The 20,930-nt window shown below is 56.6% G+C and carries 19 protein-coding genes and 3 pseudogenes; 17 read left to right on the forward strand and 5 right to left on the reverse strand.

What is annotated here, in order from left to right; all coding sequences use genetic code 11:
- Positions 1–26: 26 nt before the first annotated feature.
- The 9 genes from CKA38_RS05660 (at position 27) to CKA38_RS05700 (ending at position 7,076) form a co-directional block, all read left to right on the forward strand.
- On the forward strand, positions 27–1,238 hold the full coding sequence (locus CKA38_RS05660) for an acetate/propionate family kinase (RefSeq protein WP_108824622.1): 1,212 nt from the start codon (positions 27–29) through the stop codon (positions 1,236–1,238).
- 113 nt (positions 1,239–1,351) lie between these two features.
- Positions 1,352–1,645 (forward strand): BMC domain-containing protein, encoded by a 294-nt coding sequence (locus tag CKA38_RS05665; protein ID WP_108824623.1) that lies wholly within the window; start codon positions 1,352–1,354, stop codon positions 1,643–1,645.
- Positions 1,646–1,832: 187 nt separating this feature from the next.
- Complete coding sequence (locus CKA38_RS05670) at positions 1,833–2,132, forward strand: EutN/CcmL family microcompartment protein (RefSeq protein WP_108826439.1); 300 nt, start codon at positions 1,833–1,835, stop codon at positions 2,130–2,132.
- Between the two features lie 69 nt (positions 2,133–2,201).
- A complete protein-coding gene (locus tag CKA38_RS05675) occupies positions 2,202–3,248 on the forward strand; it encodes a phosphatase PAP2 family protein (RefSeq protein ID WP_108824624.1) in 1,047 nt (348 codons plus the stop codon).
- Positions 3,245–3,700 (forward strand): PI-PLC domain-containing protein, encoded by a 456-nt coding sequence (locus CKA38_RS05680; protein ID WP_108824625.1) that lies wholly within the window; start codon positions 3,245–3,247, stop codon positions 3,698–3,700. Before CKA38_RS05675 ends, CKA38_RS05680 begins: the two co-directional genes overlap by 4 nt.
- A gap of 36 nt (positions 3,701–3,736) precedes the next feature.
- A complete protein-coding gene (locus tag CKA38_RS05685) occupies positions 3,737–5,200 on the forward strand; it encodes an aldehyde dehydrogenase family protein (RefSeq protein ID WP_108824626.1) in 1,464 nt (487 codons plus the stop codon).
- A 63-nt stretch (positions 5,201–5,263) separates the two neighbouring features.
- Complete coding sequence (locus tag CKA38_RS05690; RefSeq protein WP_108824627.1) at positions 5,264–5,536, forward strand: EutN/CcmL family microcompartment protein; 273 nt, start codon at positions 5,264–5,266, stop codon at positions 5,534–5,536.
- Entirely contained in the window at positions 5,536–5,859 is a 324-nt protein-coding gene (locus CKA38_RS05695) for a EutN/CcmL family microcompartment protein (RefSeq protein WP_108824628.1), read from the forward strand. Before CKA38_RS05690 ends, CKA38_RS05695 begins: the two co-directional genes overlap by 1 nt.
- Positions 5,860–5,966: 107 nt before the next feature.
- On the forward strand, positions 5,967–7,076 hold the full coding sequence (locus CKA38_RS05700) for a class II aldolase/adducin family protein (protein WP_108824629.1): 1,110 nt from the start codon (positions 5,967–5,969) through the stop codon (positions 7,074–7,076).
- 23 nt (positions 7,077–7,099) lie between these two features.
- Here CKA38_RS05700 and CKA38_RS05705 read toward each other — a convergent pair.
- Positions 7,100–8,016 (reverse strand): annotated as a pseudogene (locus tag CKA38_RS05705) (phosphoribosylaminoimidazolesuccinocarboxamide synthase).
- Positions 8,017–8,209: 193 nt separating this feature from the next.
- Between CKA38_RS05705 and CKA38_RS05710 the strand changes: the two are divergent.
- From CKA38_RS05710 to CKA38_RS05745, 8 genes and pseudogenes are all read left to right on the forward strand, one after another.
- On the forward strand, positions 8,210–10,354 hold the full coding sequence (locus CKA38_RS05710) for an ATP-binding protein (RefSeq protein WP_108824630.1): 2,145 nt from the start codon (positions 8,210–8,212) through the stop codon (positions 10,352–10,354).
- Between the two features lie 17 nt (positions 10,355–10,371).
- Positions 10,372–11,283: a nuclease-related domain-containing protein gene (locus CKA38_RS05715; RefSeq protein WP_108824631.1), complete on the forward strand. Its 912-nt coding sequence runs from the start codon at positions 10,372–10,374 to the stop codon at positions 11,281–11,283.
- Between the two features lie 46 nt (positions 11,284–11,329).
- Positions 11,330–11,749 (forward strand): SufE family protein, encoded by a 420-nt coding sequence (locus CKA38_RS05720; RefSeq protein ID WP_108824632.1) that lies wholly within the window; start codon positions 11,330–11,332, stop codon positions 11,747–11,749.
- A 65-nt stretch (positions 11,750–11,814) separates the two neighbouring features.
- The gene (locus tag CKA38_RS05725) at positions 11,815–12,648 is read left to right on the forward strand and encodes a TatD family hydrolase (protein ID WP_108824633.1); all 834 of its coding nucleotides are present in this window, start codon (positions 11,815–11,817) and stop codon (positions 12,646–12,648) included.
- Positions 12,649–12,753: 105 nt separating this feature from the next.
- Positions 12,754–13,800 carry a GDP-mannose 4,6-dehydratase gene (gene gmd / locus CKA38_RS05730; RefSeq protein WP_108824634.1) on the forward strand — a complete coding sequence of 349 codons (1,047 nt, stop codon included), beginning with the start codon at positions 12,754–12,756 and terminating at the stop codon, positions 13,798–13,800.
- Positions 13,801–13,842: 42 nt separating this feature from the next.
- Positions 13,843–14,825: pseudogene (locus CKA38_RS05735) on the forward strand (GDP-mannose 4,6-dehydratase).
- A 56-nt stretch (positions 14,826–14,881) separates the two neighbouring features.
- The gene (locus CKA38_RS05740) at positions 14,882–16,198 is read left to right on the forward strand and encodes a glycosyltransferase family 87 protein (protein ID WP_108824635.1); all 1,317 of its coding nucleotides are present in this window, start codon (positions 14,882–14,884) and stop codon (positions 16,196–16,198) included.
- Complete coding sequence (locus CKA38_RS05745) at positions 16,192–16,950, forward strand: polyprenol monophosphomannose synthase (protein WP_108824636.1); 759 nt, start codon at positions 16,192–16,194, stop codon at positions 16,948–16,950. Before CKA38_RS05740 ends, CKA38_RS05745 begins: the two co-directional genes overlap by 7 nt.
- Before the next feature lie 146 nt (positions 16,951–17,096).
- On the opposite strand, the pseudogene CKA38_RS16950 reads toward CKA38_RS05745, so the two are convergent.
- From CKA38_RS16950 to CKA38_RS05770, 4 genes and pseudogenes are all read right to left on the reverse strand, one after another.
- A pseudogene (locus CKA38_RS16950) lies at positions 17,097–17,641 on the reverse strand (transposase); the annotation flags it as partial.
- 239 nt (positions 17,642–17,880) lie between these two features.
- Entirely contained in the window at positions 17,881–19,530 is a 1,650-nt protein-coding gene (locus CKA38_RS05760; protein WP_108824637.1) for an ArnT family glycosyltransferase, read from the reverse strand.
- Between the two features lie 9 nt (positions 19,531–19,539).
- On the reverse strand, positions 19,540–20,310 hold the full coding sequence (locus tag CKA38_RS05765) for a glycosyltransferase family 2 protein (protein ID WP_108824638.1): 771 nt from the start codon (positions 20,308–20,310) through the stop codon (positions 19,540–19,542).
- On the reverse strand, positions 20,310–20,837 hold the full coding sequence (locus tag CKA38_RS05770) for a class I SAM-dependent methyltransferase (RefSeq protein ID WP_257791571.1): 528 nt from the start codon (positions 20,835–20,837) through the stop codon (positions 20,310–20,312). The genes CKA38_RS05765 and CKA38_RS05770 overlap by 1 nt, the downstream gene beginning before the upstream one ends.
- Positions 20,838–20,930: the final 93 nt, after the last annotated feature.

Below are 20,930 nucleotides of genomic sequence, written 5' to 3' on the forward strand. Positions count from 1 at the left end.
AATCGAGAATCCAAAATCGAAAATCCATGAACGTTCTCGTCGCCAACCTCGGATCGACCTCGTTTAAATACCGCCTCTACGCCATCGACGGCGCGGAAGCGCGCCTGCTCGCGCGCGGCGGTTTTGAGCGCGTCACCGATCACGGCGCGGTCATTGACCAGGCGATGAACGAGCTCGCCGCGGCCGGTCACAAGACAATCGACGCCGTCGGTTTCAAAACCGTGCTCGGCGGCGACATCACCGGCTGCCTCCTCGCCGACGAAAAGGTCGAGCAGGCGCTCCTCGCCACCGCCGACCTCGCGCCCGCGCACAATCCGCCCTACGCCGCGGGCATTCGCACATTTCGCGAACGCCTGCCCGCAGTGCCGCGCGTCGCGCTTTTCGAGACGGCGTTCTACCAATGGGTGCCGCCCAGCGCGCACCGCTACGCCGTTCCCGAGGAGTGGTATCAAGCCGGCATCCGCCGTTACGGTTTCCACGGGGCGAGCCATAAGTTTGTCGCCGAACGCGGCGCCGAACTTCTCGGCCGCGACGACATCGCCCAAAAAGTTCGCGACCTCTACATCGCCGGCCCGCAATCCTCTGGCACTCTGGCCTCTGGCCTTCTGGCTTCTGGTCTCCGCGTGATTTCGTGCCACTTGGGCGGATCGAGTTCCGTGACCGGCATCCGCGACGGCGTTGCCATTGGCACCAGCATGGGGCTTAGCCCGCAGTCCGGCCTTCCGCAAAACAACCGCGTCGGCGATCTCGATTCCGGCGCGATTCCCTGCGCGATGCGCCGTCTCAAACTCTCGCTCGAGAATGTCGAAAAACAACTCACCAAGGAATCCGGACTGCTCGGCATTTCCGGCGTGAGCAACGACGTGCGCGACATCAAGGCCGCCGCCGACAAAGGCGACGCCCGCGCCCAACTCGCGCTCGATGTATTCATACATTCGATACGCCACTGGGTGGGCGCCTTCTGGCTCGAAATGGGCGGTTGCGACGCGCTCGTTTTCACCGCCGGCATCGGCGAAAACAATTCCTGGCTCCGCGCCGCCGTGTGCGAAAACCTCGCCGGACTCGGCCTCGTGCTCGACCCCGCGAAAAACGCCGCCAACGCCACCGAGCAAAACCTCGCCGCCGCCGATTCGCGCACCCAAGTGCTCGTCATCCCCGCCAACGAGGAACTCGTCGTCGCCCGCGAAACCGCCCGGCTTTTGCAAGCAAAAGCCGGAAGAGTGAATGGTGAAGGGTGAATGGTGAAAACAAACCTAAGACAACCCGCCACAGTTCTCCTGACTCCTGTATTCTGACTCCTGACTCCTTTTTTTCTTCAACCACAACAATCAACCAACCAACAAAAAACATCATGGCACAATCCGCCCTTGGACTCCTCGAAACCCGTGGCCTCACCGCGCTCGTCGCCGGTGTGGACGCGATGCTCAAATCCGCCAACGTCAAGCTCGCCGGCCCGATGAAACAGGTCGGCAACGCGCTCGTCACCGCCGTTGTCACCGGTGATGTCGCCGCCGTCAAAGCCGCCGTTGAAGCCGGCGCCGACGCCGCGCGCACCTACGGCGAAGTCGTCAGCGTGCAAGTCATTGCCCGCCCCCACGAAGACGTCGCCACCGTGCTCCCGAAGGCAGCAACCGCGAAAAAGTGATTTTTCGCGGTAAATTCCAATAGCCAATACTCAAATTCCAAAGGAACAGCCGCGCGCAAACCGCGCGCCACCTTCTTTGGAATTTGGAAATTGAAAATTGGAATTTTTTTGGAATTTGGCCGCTGGAATTTGGAATTTTTCCACTGTCATTTTCACGAACAACAGCAACCCAAACGCCCACCGCACCATGTTTCTCGCACGCGTCATAGGCTCAGTGGTCTCGACCAAAAAGGACGACACCATGAAAGGCCGCAAACTCCTCGTGCTTCGCCCGGTATTTCCCGACGAGGCAAACCCGACCAAACTCAAACCCGGCGGCAGCACAGTGGTGGCGGTTGACGCCCTCGGCGCGGGCGCGGGCGACCTCGTGCTCTTTTGCCAGGGCAGCTCCGCGCGCATGACCACCGGCATGAAAACACTTCCCATCGACGCCGCCATCGTCGGCCTCGTCGACACCGTCGAGGTGCTCGGTAAAAACGCAGCGTAATATTCCGTCGATCGTCGAACGGCTCATTTTTCCCCTCCGCAACAAAATAGAAAACAGGCAAAACGCATTATGAAAAAACGGCACATTACCCCGATCGTTGCATTCATCGTTGCCGCAATATGCCCCGCCGCCTCGCTTCTCGCGCAAGAGCAATCGGCGCGCTTTCTGCTCACCGCCGAGGCCGAAATCCTCGCGCAAATCCCGCCGCCGCCCGCACCCGGTTCCCCCGCGGACATGGCCGATATGGAAACGCTTTACCAAGTGCAGAAGAGCCGCACGCCGGAGCTGCTCGCGCGCGCCGAGCGCGTCAGTTCGCAAGACATCATGTCGCCGGGCGCGCTCGTGTTTGGATGGGAATTCAACAGGCAAAACCTCCCCCGCACGGCGGAGATATTGGAGCAGGCATACGTTGAGCACCGCCCCGCCGTCCTTGCCTCGAAAAAACAATGGGGCCGCGTGCGCCCCTACAATCGCGGCATCGGCATCACGCCCTGCGTGGAAATCGTGCCGAAGGACGAATCCTACCCAAGCGGGCACTCCGCCGAAAGCGGCCTCCTGGCGATTCTCTACAGCGAGGCGATGCCCGAATACAAAAACCTTTTCATGGAGGATGTGCGCGAAACCACTTGGGGCCGCATCATCGCCGGCGTGCATTACCCGAGCGACACCCAGGCCGGATGCCTGCTCGGTTTCACCATCGCGAAGGAAATGCTGAAAAATCCGCACACCAAAAACGCGATCAAGGAAATGCGCGCCGAGATTCTTGCGTTTCTGGAAAAGCATCCCGAGGCCGTAATGATCTCCGGCGTCCGCTCCGCTGGTGCCACCGCCGCGGAAATCGCCGCGCGCCCGGCGACAAAGGCGATCCGGATGCATTCACACAACGACTACAGGCAAAAGCGTCCCTTCTACCTGGCGTATTCCCAGCACGCGGATTCCATCGAGGCGGACATTTACTCCACGCCCGTTCCCGGCGAACTGCGCGTGGCCCATGACAAGGAGGAAGTGCCCTCCGCCCCTCGCTTGACGAAACCTACATCCGCCCGCTCGTCGAGGCGTTCAGGCAAAACGGCGGACGCCCCTGGAGCGGATCGGAAAAACAACTCACCCTGTTGATCGACCTGAAAACCTCCGACACCAACACGCTGGACAGGCTGGTTGCCAAATTGAGAAGACACCCCGATGCGTTCGACCCCGGCGTCAATCCGCGCGCCGTGCGCGTGGTGCTCACCAGCTCCGCCCCGCTCGCCGAGCGCTTTGGCAATTATCCGGCGTTTATCTTTTTTGACGGCTCGCACGCAAACTACACCCCGGAGCAGTTGGCGCGCGTTTGCATGATCAGCTACAACTTCAAAAAACTGTCGCGTTGGAAGGGCAAGACGCCGCTGCCGGACGAAGACCGCCTGCGCCTGAGCGAGACGATCAAGAAAGTCCACGCGCTCGGAAAGCCCGTCCGTTTCTGGGGCGCGCCCGACACCGAAACCGCGTGGAAAACGCTCCTCGAACTCGGCGCCGATTATGTGAACACCGACAAACCCGAAGCCTGCGCCGCCTGGCTCCGAAAATAATCACCAACGAGAAAAACAACAAACGCACTTTTACCCATGGCATTACAAATCGACGAAAATCTAGTCCGCTCAATCGTCAGCGAAGTCGTGCGCAACATCCGCTCCGGCGCCACCGCATCCGCTCCGGCCGCCGCGCCTTCCGCTCCCGCAATCGTCAGCTCCTCCGGCCCCGCATACGGTGTGTTTCAGGACGTGCCGACCGCCGCCGCCGCCGCGCAAAAAGGCTACGAGCAACTCCGCGCAAAAGGCGTCGCCGCGCGCAAGCAAGTTGTCGACATCATCAAAAAACTCGCCATCGCCAACGCCGATGCCTGGGGCAAATTCGAGTTCGAGGAAACCAAGATCGGGCGCCTCGAGCACAAGATCGGCAAACTCCACCTCGTCCCCCTCGTGCCCGGCGTCGAATGGCTGCGCCCCTACGCGCTCAGCGGTGACCACGGCCTCATGCACGAGGAATACACGCCCTTCGGCGTCGTCGCGGCCATCCTCCCCGTCACGCACTCCGTCCCCACGCTCTCCGGCAACATCATCAACGCCGTCGCTGCCGGAAACTCCATCCTCTTCAACCCGCACCCCGGCGGCGCGCGTTCCGCGGCCCTCGCCATCCGCGCCTACAACCAGGCCGTGCAAGCCGCCACCGGCATCGAAAACCTCATCTGCACAATCGAGAAACCCACGCTCGAATCGTTCGACGCCATCTGCAAATCCCCGCTCGTAAATCTGCTCGTCGTCACTGGCGGCCCCGGCGTCGTCAACGCCGCCATGAAATCCGGCAAGCGCGCCATCTGCGCCGGCCCCGGCAACCCGCCCGTGCTTGTTGACGACACCGTTTGCCCCGAGAAAGCCGCCAAGGACATCATCCACGGCTGCGGCTTCGACAACAACCTGCTCTGCATCGGTGAAAAACAAGTCTTCGTCCTCGACAAAGTCGCCAACGCGCTCATCCGCGGCCTCGAAAAAGCCGGCGCCGTTCGCCTCCTCCCCGCGCAAGTCGAGAAACTCGCCAGGGAAGTTTTCACCATGAAACCCGACGCCGGCGGCTGCTCGCACCCCGTGCTCAACCGCGAACTCGTTGGCAAAAACGCAAATGTCCTCGCCGCGCGCGCCGGCCTCAACCTCCCCGAGGCCACGCCCATCCTCATCGGCGAAACCGACGCCGATCACCCCTTCGTGATGGAAGAGCAAATGATGCCCATGCTCCCCATCGTCCGCGTGAAATCGTTCGAGGAAGGCGTCGCCCTCGCGAAAAAATCCGAGCACGGCTACAAGCACTCCTCGATCATCCACTCGCTCAACGTCGATCGCATGACTGAAATGGGCCGCGCGATGGACACGACGCTCTTCGTGAAAAACGGCCCCAGCACGACCGGCCTCGGCCTCGACGGCGAAGGTTACCTCAGCTACTCGATCGCAACGACAACCGGCGAAGGCATCACCAACCCGCAAACCTTCACAAGAACCCGCCGCTGCGTCCTCGTCGACGCGCTGAAGATTTATTGAGAACCACTGCACGATCTGTCCGCGCAGACCGATCCGACAAATCAGGTCGATTTTCCATCACCCATGAACCTCGCCCGCATAGACGGAACCATAATCGCCTCCGCATGCCATCCCAGCATGCGTGGCACGCGCACCGTCATTTGCCAGCCGCTTGATGAAAACGGCAACGACATCGGCAACCCCGTTCTCGCAATCGACACCCTTGGCGCGGGTCTTCACCAACGCGTCCTCATCAGCACCGACGGCTCGCGCACCCGCGAAATCGTCCGCGACAAACACAGCCCGCTCCGCAACCACATTCTCGGCGTCGTGGACGATAAAGGAGGAAACACCTAATGCGCCTCGGCACAGTCATCGGCCGCGTCACCATGACGCTTCAGGAACCCATCTACAAAGGCGGGCGCGTCCTCCTTGTGCAACCGCTTGGCCGCGCCGATATCGCCGCGCTCTCCAACGCCAAACTCCAAACCCAAACGGTGCCAAAACTCGCCAACGTTTCCACGCTCGTCGCCTACGATCAACTCGGCGCGGATATCGGCCACATCGTCGGTTTCACCGAGGGAGCCGAAGCCACCGCGCCCTTCACCGCCGACGCCCCCGTTGACGCCTACATCGCCTGCATCGTCGACCAAATCGACTACCATCCACCCAAAAGCTAATTCTAAAAACGCGATGGCATTTCCTCCTGACTCCTGACTCCCGCATTCTGACTCCTTTCCTTAATTTTTAACACTAAACCAAAAACTCTAAACTAAACTCGCACACCATGGCACAATTCCTCACAGCACGCGACGTCGAGAAACTCATTCGCAACGGCCAGCCCGTCCCGGCCGATGCCCGCCTCACACCCGGCGCGCACGATTATCTCCGCGACCACGGCCACTCCAAGCTCAACGCCGCCGCCAAGTCCGGCTCCGCCGCTTCCGGCTACGCATCCGCGCCCGTCGCGGGCATCCCCGGCAAAAAATACGACCCCATCGTTCCCGACTACGAATACAAATGGACGCCCGGCACCGACCCGAAGACGCCCGCTGAAATCGCCGCGTTCTTCAGTTCGCCCGCCATCGTCGCCATCAAGCACCGCATGGTCGACATCGGCCAGCGCATGTGGGCTCGCAACTACACCGACGGCAACGGCGGCAACCTCACCGTGCGCGTTGGCGACAACCTCGTGCTCTGCACCCCCACGCTCATCTCAAAAGGTTTCATGAAGATGGAGGACATCTGCCTCGTTGACATGGACGGCAAGCAACTCGCCGGCGCGCGCAAACGCACCAGCGAATGCATGACGCACATCGCGATCATGAAACGCCAGCCCCTCTGCAAATCCTGCTGCCACGCGCACCCCCCGCACGCCACCGCGTTCGCCGTCGCGAAAGTGCAGCCCCCCACCTGCCTCATTCCCGAGGCCGACATCTTCCTCGGTAAAATCGCCATCGCCCGCTACGAAACCCCCGGCTCACAACAAATGGCCGACACCGTCGGCGAAGTCGGCAAGGACAACCAGTGCGTCCTCCTCGCCAACCACGGCGTCATCACCTGGGGCAAGGACATCGAGGACGCGTATTGGAAAATGGAAAATGCCGACGCCTATTGCCAGACTGTCTGGGTAGCCTCGCAACTCGGCGGCGAACTCGGCTCCGGCGTGGGCGGCTCGAACGCGCGCGAATTCATCAAAATCCGCAAAGCCCTTGGCATGCCCGACAACCGCGAAGGCCTCAAGGAATGCGAGCTTTGCGACAACAGCGAATTCCGTCCCGGCGTGATGTGCCAGGTTCCCGACGCCGCTCCCGCGGAGCCAAGCGCGAACCCCGAAGTCGAGGCCCTCGTGCAACGCCTCACCGGCGAAATCATGAAACAACTCGGCGCGAAATAATCGCGCGCCGAGCGTCGTCCGTTTTACCCAACCAAGTTTTTCAACGCCGTCAGGTATTTCGCCTGGGTGTCGGCGATCACGTTTTCGGGAAGGCGGGGGCGGGCGGTTTTTTGTCCCAGTTGATTGCGAGCAGGTGGTCGCGCACGAATTGTTTGTCGTAACTCGGGGGCGATTGGTCGGGCGCGTAACTTTCGGCGGGCCAGTAGCGCGAGGAGTCGGGAGTGAGCAGCTCGTCGATCAGGATCAGGTTGCCCGCCTCGTCGGTGCCAAATTCAAATTTCGTGTCGGCGAGAATCATGCCCGCTTGCTTGGCGCGGTCGTGTCCGAGCTTGTAGAGCGCGATGCTGGCGGCTTTCACTTTTTGATAGAGCGCGGCGCCGACCGCGGCCTCGCCTTGCGCGTCGTTGATCGGCTCGTCGTGCTGGCCTTTGGGCGCCTTGGTTGTCGGGGTGAAAATCGGTTCGGGCAGTTTGTCGGCCTGGCGCAGTCCGGCGGGGAGTTTGATGCCGCAGACATCGCCGGTTTTTTGATAGGAGTCCCAACCGCTGCCCACGAGATAGCCGCGCACCACGCACTCGATTGTGAGGGGCTTGAGTTTGCGCACGATCATCGAGCGCAGTTGCAGGTCGCGATCCTTGATGCCGCGGCGCGCGAACTCGCCCGGCTGGTCGGACAGCAGGTGGTTGGGCACGATGTTTGCCTTTGCCGCCTGCGCGAACCACCAGTTGCTCATTTGCGTGAGAATGATGCCCTTGCCGGGAATGCCGTCGGGGAGAATCACGTCGAAGGCCGAAAGCCGGTCGCTGGCCGTGATCAGCAAGGCGTCCCCGAGGTCAAAGATGTCGCGGACTTTTCCCGAGGCGATTTTCGGGAATGGCAGCTCGTCAATGGAAGTGACGGCCTTGGCGGGCAGAGATGCGGCGATTTCGTCGTAGGTCATGGCGATGGAAAAAAGAACTAGTGAGTGCCGAAAAATGGAAAATAAAAGCCGGAAATTAAAAAACCGGCGGTTTTTCACATTATCGTTGAGATTGCGGGCCCGACATTGCCAGTTCTTGCAAAAATAACAGCATTGGCATATCGCATTGATAGTCCACCGCAATTCAACACACGCACTCACACGGCATTCGCTCATGACCAAATCGCACACACTCTTCAGGGACACGCTTAGTGAAGCTGAGAAAGATTTTCGCCGCATGTGCGACAACTCGCCCATTTGCATCTGGATGTCCAACACCTCGGGCACCGGGTTTTTCTTCAACAAGGCGTGGCGCTCCTACACCGGGGAGGATGTGGCTGAGCGTTTCGGGGAGTGGTATGAAAACATCCATCCGGACGAGCGCAACATGGTCAGCGCGCGCCACAATAAACATTTTGCCGCGCGCGCGCCCTACCGCGTCGAGTATCGCCTGCGCAGGCACGACGGCGTTTACCGCTGGATCATTTCGCACGCGTCGCCCTACTACGATTCGAAAAACCATTTCGCCGGCTTCATAAGCGCGTGCATCGATTTCAACGACCAGCACGAGTTTGAGAACACGCTTGCGATGCGCGCGCTCAAGCAAACCGCGCTCGCCGCCTACGGACGCCTCGCGCTCGAGGTGCGCAAGTTCGGCGAGCTCACGCACGAGGCGGTTAACGTGATTCTGGAGACGCTTCACGTCGATTGCGCCTATCTCACCTCGCTTAACCACGACACGCACGAGCTCACCCTTGAGGCCTTCGCCTGCCGTCTCGGCCAGAACCCGCCGAGCGAACTTGGCCACGTCAAACCCGTCGCGCTTTCAATCACGCGCGCGATGCAGATGGCCGACGACCGCGAAAATTTTCCGCTCGCGCAGCTCCTTGCCAGCAAGGGAATCCAGTCCTCGCTCATTTGTCCCGTCGGGTCGGGCGGGCAACTTTACGGTTACTTTTTCGCCAACACGCGCAGCGTCCGCACGTTTTCCTCGGACGCCATTGATTTTATCCAGGGCCTTTCCAACGTCCTTGCCGCCGTGCACCAGCGCGAACACGCCGAGAAGGCGCTGGCTGAAAGCGAGCAGAAACTCCTGCAGGCGCAAAAGGTCGAGGCGGTCGGGCTCCTCGCGGGCGGCATCGCGCACGACTTCAACAACCTGCTCACGGCCATCTGCGGTTACACCGAGCTTCTTCAAAAAGACATCACCCGGCTTTCGCTCAACGAGGACGCCACGCGAACACTCCGCGCGCACACCGCCGGCATCGAAAACGCCGCGCTCCGCGCCTCCAAGCTCGTGCGCCAGCTCCTTACCTTCAGCCGCACCCAGTCAACGCAAATTGCCCGCATAGACATCAACGCCCTCATCCTCGATTTCAAGGACCTCATCACGGCCTTTCTTCGCAGCGGCATCCACCTCGAGCTCAAGCTCGGCCCCGAGCCGGTCTACGCCTATGTGGATCGCAACCAAATCGAACAGGTCATCCTCAACCTCGCCATCAACAGCCGCGACGCCATGTCCAAGGGTGGAAGCCTGACGATCAGTGTTGCCAGCGCGGAGGTCGCGGCCTCTTCGGAAGCCAACGGGCTCGAGCCGGGCCGTTACGCGCAAATTTCCATCGCCGACACGGGCTCCGGCATACCGCCCGAGATTCAGGATAAAATTTTCACGCCCTTTTTCACCACAAAACCCAAGAGCCGCGGCACGGGCCTTGGCCTGGTTACTTGCGTCAACATTGTTAAGACCGCGCATGGAAAAATCAGCTTTGAAACTGCGCAAGGCAAGGGGACGACATTCACGTTGCTCCTCCCCGACATTGCGCCGGCGCGAACAGTCGCGCCCGCCGACGCCTCGGTATCGCCCTTCTTTCTTGAGCACGACAGCAACCCTCCAATTCCAGCGCCGCAACCCAAGCAGGATGCGCCCGCCGACGAATCCGATCTGCCCACCGGCGACGAGACGATCATCCTCGTCGAGGATGACGCCGCCATTCGCGAAGTCACCGCCGCCATCCTCGAATCACTCGGCTACACCGTGCGCGCCTATGGCACGGGCGAGGCGCTCCTCACGCAATATCGCGTCGATGTGAACACCGTGCTTGCGGATGCCAAACTCCTCATCACCGACATCAACATGCCCGGCATCAGCGGACGCCAGCTTGCGGACCGCATGCGCACCATGCACCCCGGGGAGATGCGCGTGCTCTTCATCTCGGGATTTGTCACCGCCTCCCTTCAAAAAAGCACCGCGCATTTCCTCGAAAAACCTTTCACCCGCGACATTCTTGCCAGAAAAGTGCGTGAAGTTTTGGATGAATAACCTTTCGCTCCATTTCAATGGATCTCATCACAACGCCCGCATTCATATTCTGCCTGTGCACCGTCGTGTGCATTGTGCTCTGCCACGCCATCTGGCGCTGGCGCGAGAATCGCAACAACGAGCGCGTCACCCCCGGCTTCAAACTTCTGCGCGGCCCCGGTGAATCGCTCCAGCGGCAAATCGCCGCCATCGACGACAAACTTTTCTCGTGGCTGCTCAACATCCTCGGCCTCCCGCTCATCATGCTCGCGAGCACGGCGGGCGCATACCTCCTGTCCGGAAAAACGGCGTTCGATGGATTTGTCGCCATCCTCATCCAGTATGTGCTGCCCCTTGTTTTCATCTGGACCCTCTACTCGACGATTTGCCTTCTGCGCCTCCTTTCCAAGCGCCGCAACCTCTACCTCGGTTATTTTGGCGAGCGCATTGTCAGCGAAAACCTCGACCCGCTGCGCGCAAAGGGAGCCTGTGTTTTTCACGATGTTCCGGTTTCGGCGGAACAGGGTCGCGTCAACATCGATCACGTCGTGATTTGTCCCGCCGGTGTTTTTGCCATCGAAACCAAAACCCGTCGCAAAGGCCCCGTGCGCGAAGGTCGTGCCGACGGCAAAATCATCTACGACGGCGCGCAACTCGCCTATCCTTGGGGAGAGGACACCTTTGGCATTTCCCAGGCCGCGAACAATGCGCTTTGGCTCGAAAAAACCATCGCCAAAACCGGCAACCCAAATGTGCCCGTTCACGCCATACTCACATTTCCCGGCTGGCGCATCGAACTGGCGGACTCCGCAGCCAACAGCGTCGTGTGCGTGCTCACACCCGCGCAAATCCCCCTTCACCTCGAAACGCTGCCGCCCAAGCTCACCGCAAACCAAGTCAAGCAACTCGCGCAACACCTCGAAACTCTTTGCCGCGATGTGGAGTTCTAAAAAGTGGCACGGGTTGCCAAGCTCGTGACTTCACCGCCCGCACCGTATGACGCTCGCCGAAAAACAACAACGCCTTGTCGACGATTTTCTGATTATTCCCGACCCGCAGGAACGGCTCGCCGCCGTCGTGGCGCATGCAACCCGCGCTCCCGCGTTTGATCCCGCCGGGCGCATCGACGCCAACCATGTCCCCGGCTGCGTTTCGACCGTGTGGCTCGTTGTCGAACGTGATCCGGCCACGCGCCGCCTCCGTGTGCGCGCCGACGCCGAATCCCCGCTTGTCAAAGGTCTGGTCGCGCTCATCTGCGAACTCTACGACGACACCGATCCCGCCGACGCCACGATATTTCAGCCGGAGCTTTTGGAAAAACTTCACCTCGCCCAAAACCTCTCGCCCACCCGTCGCGCCGGCCTCCTCGCCGTGCAAAAACGAATCAAGGAAAAGGCTGAAAAACTGACCTTGTAGGGATGTCGTGAACGACGCCCACCCCAAAAAAACTCATTCCGCATTCCGCAATCCCCATTCCACATTTGCTCTACGACGCTCACAATCACCTGCAGGATTCCGCGCTCGCATCGCACCTCGACGAGATTGCCGCCGCTTATGCGGAGATTGGTCTTGAGCGCGCCGTCGTCAACGGCACCTGCGAAGCCGATTGGTCTGACGTCACCGCGCTCGCTCGTCGTCACCAATTTGTCCTCCCCAGCTATGGCCTGCACCCGTGGGACGCCGGCAACCGCACGCCAAACTGGCTCGACACACTCCGTGCCACTCTCGATACAAACCCTGCCGCGCACATTGGTGAAATCGGTCTCGACCGCTGGATAATTGATCGCGCACGTCCCGACGATCCGCGCCTCGCCGGACTCCGCCGCGCTCCGCTCGATGAACAAGCCGAAGTTTTTCGCGCCCAACTCGCACTTGCCGCCGGGCGCAATCTTGTCGCGAGCATCCACTGCCTCGACGCCTTCGGCCTGCTTCTGGAAATCCTTGAAACCACGCCGCTCCCCGCGCGCGGGTTTCTCCTGCACGCATACAGCGGCCCGGCTGAAATGCTCCCACAATTCGTCAAACTCGGCGCCTATTTCTCCTTTAACGGTTCATTTCTATCCGAGAAACACATCCGCCACAGGGGCGTTTTTCGCCGAATCCCCATCGACCGCATTTTGGTCGAAACCGACGCCCCCGCCATGCCCCCGCCCGCAAAATATCGTCCGTTTTTATTTTCCGCGCCGGACGAAAAACTGAATCATCCCGCCAACATCGCCGGCACGCATGCCGGACTCGCCAATGCGCGGGAAGTTGAGCCGGTGGCGCTCGGCGTTTCTGTTGCGCAAAATTTCACCCGCCTCTTCGGTGGATAGCCCGGCGACGGGCTTTTTGCATTTAATAAGGACTCGCCCTAAATCTCTTTTTCGTTTCCTTACGAGATTCTCAATTTTTTCGTGTAGCTGAATTTATTTATCAACATGGCTTACAATACCGCACTCATCACTGGAATAACCGGCCAAGACGGCGCTTATCTCGCCGGGTTGCTTCTTGAAAAAGGCTACAAGGTTTTTGGCGCATACCGGCGCACCAGCTCCGTTAATTTTTGGCGGCTTGAGGAACTGGGTGTTGCCGGGCACCCCAACTTGCAGCTTGTCGAATATGATTTGACGGACCTGGGCGCGACGATCCGGCTTTTGCAGACGGCCAATGTGACGGAGATCTATAATCTCGCCGCGCAGAGTTTTGTCGGCGTGTCCTTTGATCAGCCCCAGACCACGGCGCAAATCACCGCGCTCGGACCGCTCAATTTGCTTGAGGCCATCAGGATCGTGAACCCGCAGATTCGATTTTACCAAGCCTCCACCTCCGAAATGTTTGGCAAGGTTCAGGCCATTCCTCAGTCGGAAACAACACCCTTTCACCCGCGCAGCCCCTATGGCGTTGCGAAACTCTACGGGCACTGGATCACGATCAACTATCGCGAATCCTACGGCATTTTCGGGGCCAGCGGCATCTTGTTCAACCACGAGTCGCCTTTGCGCGGACGCGAGTTTGTGACGCGCAAAATCACGGACGCCGCCGCCAGAATCAAGTTGGGCACGCTCGATGTGCTTGAGCTCGGCAACCTCAACGCCAAGCGCGACTGGGGCTTCGCCGGGGAATACGTCGAGGGCATGTGGCGGATGCTTCAAGCGCCCGAGCCGGACACCTTTGTCCTGGCGACGGGACGCACTGAGACGGTCCGCGATTTTGTAATCATGGCGTTCAAGGCCGTCGGAATCACGCTCCAGTGGAAGGGCAAGGACGAGCAGGAAATCGCCGAGGATGCCTCCACGGGAAAACTCCTTGTGCGCGTCAATCCAAAGTTCTACCGCCCCGCCGAAGTCGATTTGCTCATCGGCAGCCCGGCAAAGGCAAAAGAGATTCTTGGATGGGAGCCGAAGACCACGCTCGAACAGCTTTGCCAGATGATGGTCGAGGCCGATTTGCGCAGAAACACAAACGGCGGCGGAGGTTCCTTTTAACGCTTTAGGTTTTTTGCAACCCGCCCAAGTTTTCTTTGTAACATGCCGGAAAAAATTGCGTTCATAACCGGAATCACCGGACAGGATGGTTCGTATCTCACCGAGTTGCTTTTGGAAAAAGGCTACGCGGTGCACGGGCTTGTGACGCCGCTCGAGTCCGTCGCCAACGGCAACCTCCGCCATCTGACCGCCGACCCCGCCATCCTCGGCAAGCGCTTGTTTCTCCACGCCGGCTCATTCGAGGAACTCACGCATCTGCGACGCATCATCGACCGGACAAAGCCCGATGAATTCTACCACTTCGCCGGCCAGTCCAGTCCGCGACTCAGCTTCGAGCTGCCTGAAGTCACGGCAAACAGTGTTGGGATTGCCACGCTGCGGTTGCTGGAAATCCTGCGCGATTTGCGACACCCGACCCGTTTTTTCAACGCATCCAGCGCTGAGGTGTTCGGCACGCCTGCCAATTCCATTCAGGACGAGCAAACGCCCGTCAGCCCTGCTACGCCCTATGGCGCTGCAAAGGCCTTCGCGCAGCAGATGACGCGCATCTACCGGACCGCTCACAAACTCCCGGCGTGTTCGGCGATACTTTACAATCACGAATCCCCCGGCGCAACGAGTCCTTCGTCACCATGAAAATCGCCCGTGCCGCGGCGCGCATAAAAAAGGGCCTCCAAACGGAACTAAAGCTGGGCAGCATGACGGCGCAACGCGACTGGGGCTGGGCACCCGACTATGTCGAGGGCATGTGGCGGATGCTTCAAGCCGATCAATGCGACGACTATATTCTAGCGACAGGCGAACTGCACAGCGTGGCCGACCTTGTTGAAAAGGCCTTCCAATGCGTCGGCCTGAATTGGCGCGACCACGTGAAACAAGATCCCTCGCTGATAACCGCCGCGGAACCAGTCGCCCCATGCGGCAACCCCGCCAAGGCTGAAAAACAGCTAAACTGGTCCCGAACCGTAAACTTCGACAGCATGGTGGAACGCCTCGTGGCATCACAATACGACAGTATCGGATGATGTTTTATTGAGGGAAAATAATATTCGGGATTTAAAACAATAACATCGAAAAGCGCATGCTTCACAAATTTTTTCAATCTTCATATTGGACGCAAGTGTTCCTCGTGGCGCTCCTTGCCTTTGCCGCCCATGTGTTCATGACCAATCTCGGCATAAACATTGTGATGCGACACTACTGTCTAGGCGGGCAATATTTTCTACAAGGTGCCGATCCTTACAAATCCACCGAAAAATACGGGCACGCGGACTCATTTAAATATTCGCCACAATTTGCACTGCTGGCCGGCGGAGTCGCACGGGCGCTTCCGCCCGCGACATGCGACATGCAATCCCAGATCGCAACGCAAGGATTTTTTATATTTGAACAATCTCCCGGCAAGCCGCCCCGATTATACATGAGTTCGCAACCGGTGCTCGTCTTGGGCTTGTGGGTATTGGTAAGCACGGCGGCTTTTGCGCTAGGTTTGTGCCGATGGTGCAACCTGTCAGCCAAGGCTCCATTTTTTATAATTTTCGCTTTTATAGCCTCAATACTGGACTTGGTAATTTCGACAGGTGTCTATCAAGTAAACGCTCTCACCATAGGTCTCATGCTCCTTGGCCTGGCAGATTTTCGGGACGGACGTTATTACACTGCTGGCGCATTTTTGGTGCTTGCCGCAAACCTAAAAATATACCCAGTGATATTCCTCATTGTGTTGATGTTCAGATTTCGCCGCCAATACTTGATTGGCGCGCTTGCCTGTTGCGCCGTCTTTTTTATACTACCCGCATTCTGGGTTGGATGGACGCACAATTTCAACACACACATCGGATGGGTTAAGGCGGTTTTACAGGTGAGCGGTGACGAACGCATACTTGACCTTGTGGCATCCTTCGACCGTGCCGGCCTGGCGTGGCTTGGCATAGTGCTCGACAAGGTGGTTTTTGTCGTGTCGATGATAGTGTTTTTTGCATATGCCGCCATCATCAAGCGCATGGACTGGCGCCCGTGGATTGCCTTTGGCATTGCGGCCACACTGCTGGTAAGCCCGAGGTCTGAAGTATATACATACGTGCTGCTCGCCCCGGCATATCTCTATATGTTCTATTGGAGTTTGGAATCAGAAATTGTATTTATAAAAAATACGGGGCATTTATCATCACCGCGCTCGCGGTCGCGTGCGCCTCGATGCGGTTTATTGACCCCAAATGGTATCATTCTCAGGAACCGTGGGAAATCGTGCGAGTGCTCAGCTCGCTGGGTTTCTGGATATTCACTGGCACAGTGCTGGCCCTTTCTCTTTATAGCCATTACAATGAATGGCGCGCCAGCCGCAGTCTTGCAAATCCCGCCTGACAATGATTTGAAACAGATAATTTCGATATGCTGAACGTTGCAATCGCCATACCCACTTACAACGAGGCCAAAAATATTGGCAGGCTTTTGGAGTTGATACGCGCGGTTAGTCAAGTTCACCCGGAGGATTCATTTTGTGTTTATGTCCTGGATGACGCGTCGCCCGACGGCACGTCCGAGGTGGTTGCGGCTGAAAGCGAAAAACTGAAAGGACGCAATTTTAGAATCGAGCTTGTCAGGAGAAAAGGAAAGGAGGGGTTGGGGAAGGCGTATATTGACGGATTCCTGCACATCATGGCGCAATCTAATCCGCCGGATTATATCCTGCAAATGGATGCCGACCTGTCACACAACCCGGAATATATAACACAATTTATAGAGAAGGCCTCAGATGGGGCGGACTTCATAATTGGGGCGAGATATATTAAGGGGGGCGGAACGCCAGACTGGAGTCTGTTTCGAAAGTTTTTAAGCAGAGGCGCCAATATTTATACACGCTTGATGCTGGGACGTCGGATAAGTGATTACACGGGTGGTTATAATATGTATAATTCCGGACTGCTGCGCAAAATCGACGTCTCTAAAATAAGCAATCTCGGTTACGGATTTTTGGTCGAGTTGAAATATAAATGCATGAGAAATTGCGAAAAACTAGACGAAATCCCAATCGTCTTCATGGACAGGACGCACGGTGTTTCAAAAATTCCGAAATCCACTATTATAAAAAGTTTCATACTGGTGCTCAAATTGAAGTTTGGCGGCAAGCCGGCGAATTCCGTTAACTGACGAAGCCGAGGCCCGGGGTTAGCTTCTTCGGATTTTTTACAGACGACTCCGTGCTTATACGCAGAGCGGTCAGTGTAAGAAGTGTGTCTAGTGCAAAGCCCGGCGGCATGTGTTTAATTTCGATAAGATGCCTGGCATCGGAAGCCCGCGCAGCGCTGGTGTTTGACCTCGGGATAAAACTCCGCTAGGCTTTCCACTAGCCTGAGGCACTTGGCCGAGATGAACAACCGCACGTTTTTGAGTTAGCGCTCTTTTGGTCATCCCAGGAGGTTCTTCCACGAGGCCTTTGTGCTTTCCTCGACTCCGAGCAGCCCTCGACCTTCACGCCAACTGCCACTGGAATGCTCACGTTTTTGATCCCGCCTCTCCAGCCGTCGATTTGCGCGGCGATCTTCTGGTCGAGTTCGCTCAGCGTCGACGGGCAGTCACGCGACTTCCCCATAATGCTTCGGTTATGTCCTCGACGCGCCTCACAGACACTCCAGTCAGATACATCTCAACGAGTGCTTCCTCCGCGCTGCCGGTAACGTTCTATCATTGCCGTGACTCGCTTGTCGGTGTGCTCATAGCGCCCGGCTCTGCATAACAGCTCTCCCTCCGCGTCGAGCATTTGCTACACCGTGCTTACCGCCACTTTGGCGAGGTGTCCTTTGATCATGCTTTCGTCCACGCGGCTCACTCCCGAGAGCATCGCCTTGTTCCGGCGGCTGCTTGGCCGCACTCGTTTGTCTTTTCTGTGTATTCACTCATCAGGGCTGGTTTTTCCTGCTGCTACGGTCTTTATGAATCTGCGCAAGATACCGGACGTTGTCAACAGAACCACCCATACGGACACATCTACTGTCGCATCGTTGCCAGTTCCCTTAATACTATCTATGCTAAAGGCTGGTTTTATGGATCTAGGTCATGACATATTACAAGTGCCCAGCGTTATTTCAATGGGCGTGAGGCGGGGAGGGGGCCAGAATGGACGCGTTTCAGAACATAAACGGCCTCTACATTGCGATTATAATTTTTGATCGACTCGAAGCTTCTCCAAAAAAGTTCCGGACGGTGGAGGTCTTTCCAGAACACGTCAACGGTCTGGATATGGGCATAAGGTAATCTGTTTTTTTGAATAAACTTGGCCACTTCTATGATAGACGGACCGAAACAGATTATATAATCAGGAAGCTCAAGCCCCTTGTAGAACGGACGCGGTAGATTTTCATATTGTTTGGCAACAGGTGGGTAGGGAACCTGCCAGGCATAAGTAAGTTGGGGTGAATGAAAAAGAAGGGGGAACACCATGTGTCTGGGCAATACCCAAGCCGTTGCGTTGGTCTTGAGGTTTTCATTAATCCAGTTGGATGTTTTCCTATAGGGATCTTCAGGTGAGTTTTTGAGCTCTTTTACAAATTTAATTGGAGTTGATGCAACTCCGGATTTGGTAAACATGCCTCCATTGAATACATTGGTTGTAAAGGCGACCAAGGCTAAAATCATTGCAAATGGCGCGCAATTTTTTGAGAGAATTGTGATGACACGCGCTGAGAGCCAAATTAACAGCGGAATGATTGGCATGATGTAACGCACATCGCCCACGCTTGTCATCGCGCGAGCTTGAGGCATCACTGCCACGACAAAAATCATATATATGACGATCGCGAGAATGCCGCGCAAAATGATGGTGTCTTTTTTCCATATGCCCACGCCAAATATGGCAATGATTGCCCCATATGAGACGAATTCACACGCGTTAATATCGCGACAAAACCAAAAAAAGAGCATTATTCGATCCCATATTGTGTTACGAGACACAACCGAAGTGCCCAATTCCGTTTTATAGGGGTTCCACACAAGACACGCCAGTCCGCAAACCACGATTATTGGAACAAGGCAAATCAACCAGTCCCGAAGGGGGATTTTTCGGTGACGATGTTCAAAAAACACGTAATCAGCTAACATGGCGATAAAGAGCGCCATGAAATTCATATAATTCGAAAAGAACAAGCCAATGGATGCAAGGGGCAGCAGCCAAACATATAGGCGCCGGCGATCTCTGTATATATAGAGTAGAACAACAAGCACGCTGAAAAAGCAAGTTGCAGCATAATAGCGCGATTGCCTCAAATAAAGTAGCAGGGAAACATTGCAGGCTAGAGCGATACCTAATGTGACTATAAACGCACGGCTGTTGGTGTTTTTGATTGCGCACCACAAGAGAGCTGCGACAGTGAGCAGCCCCATGATTGCAAACGGTAGTCGGGCAGTAAGCGAGGTTTGACCAAAGAGGTGAAAAGAGATGGCTGTTATGTAGGCAGGAAGTGGCGGAGTTGACCGGTCATGTAGGTTAACGGATAATAGTCCATCTGCGTAGAGCACGATATTCCTGCCGTGATCGACGAGAATCGTGGTGTCTCCTGTTTCGAGCACGCCCTTTGCGCCTAGTGCATTTAACGCTTCATCATCCCATAGCGCATAGTTGTCCAGACCCCAGAACAGGAGCACCCCGATTAGCAATAGGAAACCGCTGGCAATGGCGATTCTTGAGCGATTCGTTGCAATGGGCCCATGCAGCGTTGACTGGGATGGCGTCATTGAGATATATTACGAGTTGTTGCCTTTGTGTTTGTAGTCGCCCCGGCTGAAATACTTTTCCAGCCAGACATAAGAGCATATAAAGAAGTATCTGCTGCCCATTTCCTTTATCTTGAGCTTGGCGACGCCGTGCTTGCGGTTCTTCCAGGAGATGGGAATGACTGTCCATGTGAAACCTCGCACGATGGCCTTCAGGGGTATTTCCACAGTCAGATTGAAATGCGGGGCGATCAGTGGACGGCAGCCATCGACCGCCGTGCGACGATATGCCTTAAAGGCATTGGTTGTGTCGTTGAGTCCGTGTCGAAATCCCAAGCGCACTAGGAAATTGGCAACTCGATTAACCCAAAGCTTGACCTTGGGATAATTGATTACCTTACCACCCTTTATAAAGCGACTGCCAAAAACACAGTCCCATCCCTCATTAAGCAAATGCCAGTATTTAATAGCATCGGCAGGTGAATCGGAGGCGTCGGCCATCATTATGACAACCGCATCTCCATGGCTGTGATCAAGTCCATAAATGATCGCACGCCCGAAACCGTGAGGCTCCGGATTTTGCACCGGTGTAAGCGTAGGGATGCTTGTAATCTTGAGGTTTTGAAGGACTTGCCATGTTTTGTCCCTCGAACCGTCGTCAATAACGACAATTTCGTGAGGAATACCCGCCGCTGTGAATAGGGAATAAATATCGGCAAGGGTTTCGGGTAGCGATTCTTCCTCATCACGGGCCGGAATGAGAACCGAATATAAACGAAGTTGTTTATTGCAGGATATCATTATTTACGTGCGACAACGAGAAACTGTTTGCCAAATATCGGCCAGAAAATAGGAAGTCGCAAATAGAGACCAACGAGGAAAGGGGGCATTTTTATGCCCCGGGCCATTGTATATGGAAGGAATCTTGCTTTGCATAAGGATACTTCAAACTTCAAACTTTGCAAACCTTCCGACAAAGACCGTTCCGTGATGGGCAAATAATGATCCCAAAAATCCCAATAGGATCCCGGCAAGTATCTGATGTTGGGACCCATAGCAATGAGCACGCCACCTGGGGTTAGGCAGCGTCTGACTTCGAGAAGTGTGCGCTGGAGCGTGGCCTTGTCGGGCAAATGTTCGAAGAAGTTGCTGGTAAATACCATATCAAGCGTATTATCCTCCATTGGCCATCGACTGGAGCAATCTTGAGCAAAAAGGGTCACGTCAGAATTGAGGTTGCCTTTTGTTTTTGGGTTCAAGTCCATTCCAAATTTTTCTGTGGCAGAAATATTATTTATAAATTCACCATAACCACAACCCAAGTCCAAAACACGCGTGCGGCCTCCGGGAAAAGAAGGGGGGGGGTAAACTGCTGAAAATAAGATTTAATGATTATCCTCCACACAGATTTTCTATATTCA

It is taken from the genome of Ereboglobus luteus (assembly GCF_003096195.1).
Taxonomy (GTDB): domain Bacteria; phylum Verrucomicrobiota; class Verrucomicrobiia; order Opitutales; family Opitutaceae; genus Ereboglobus; species Ereboglobus luteus.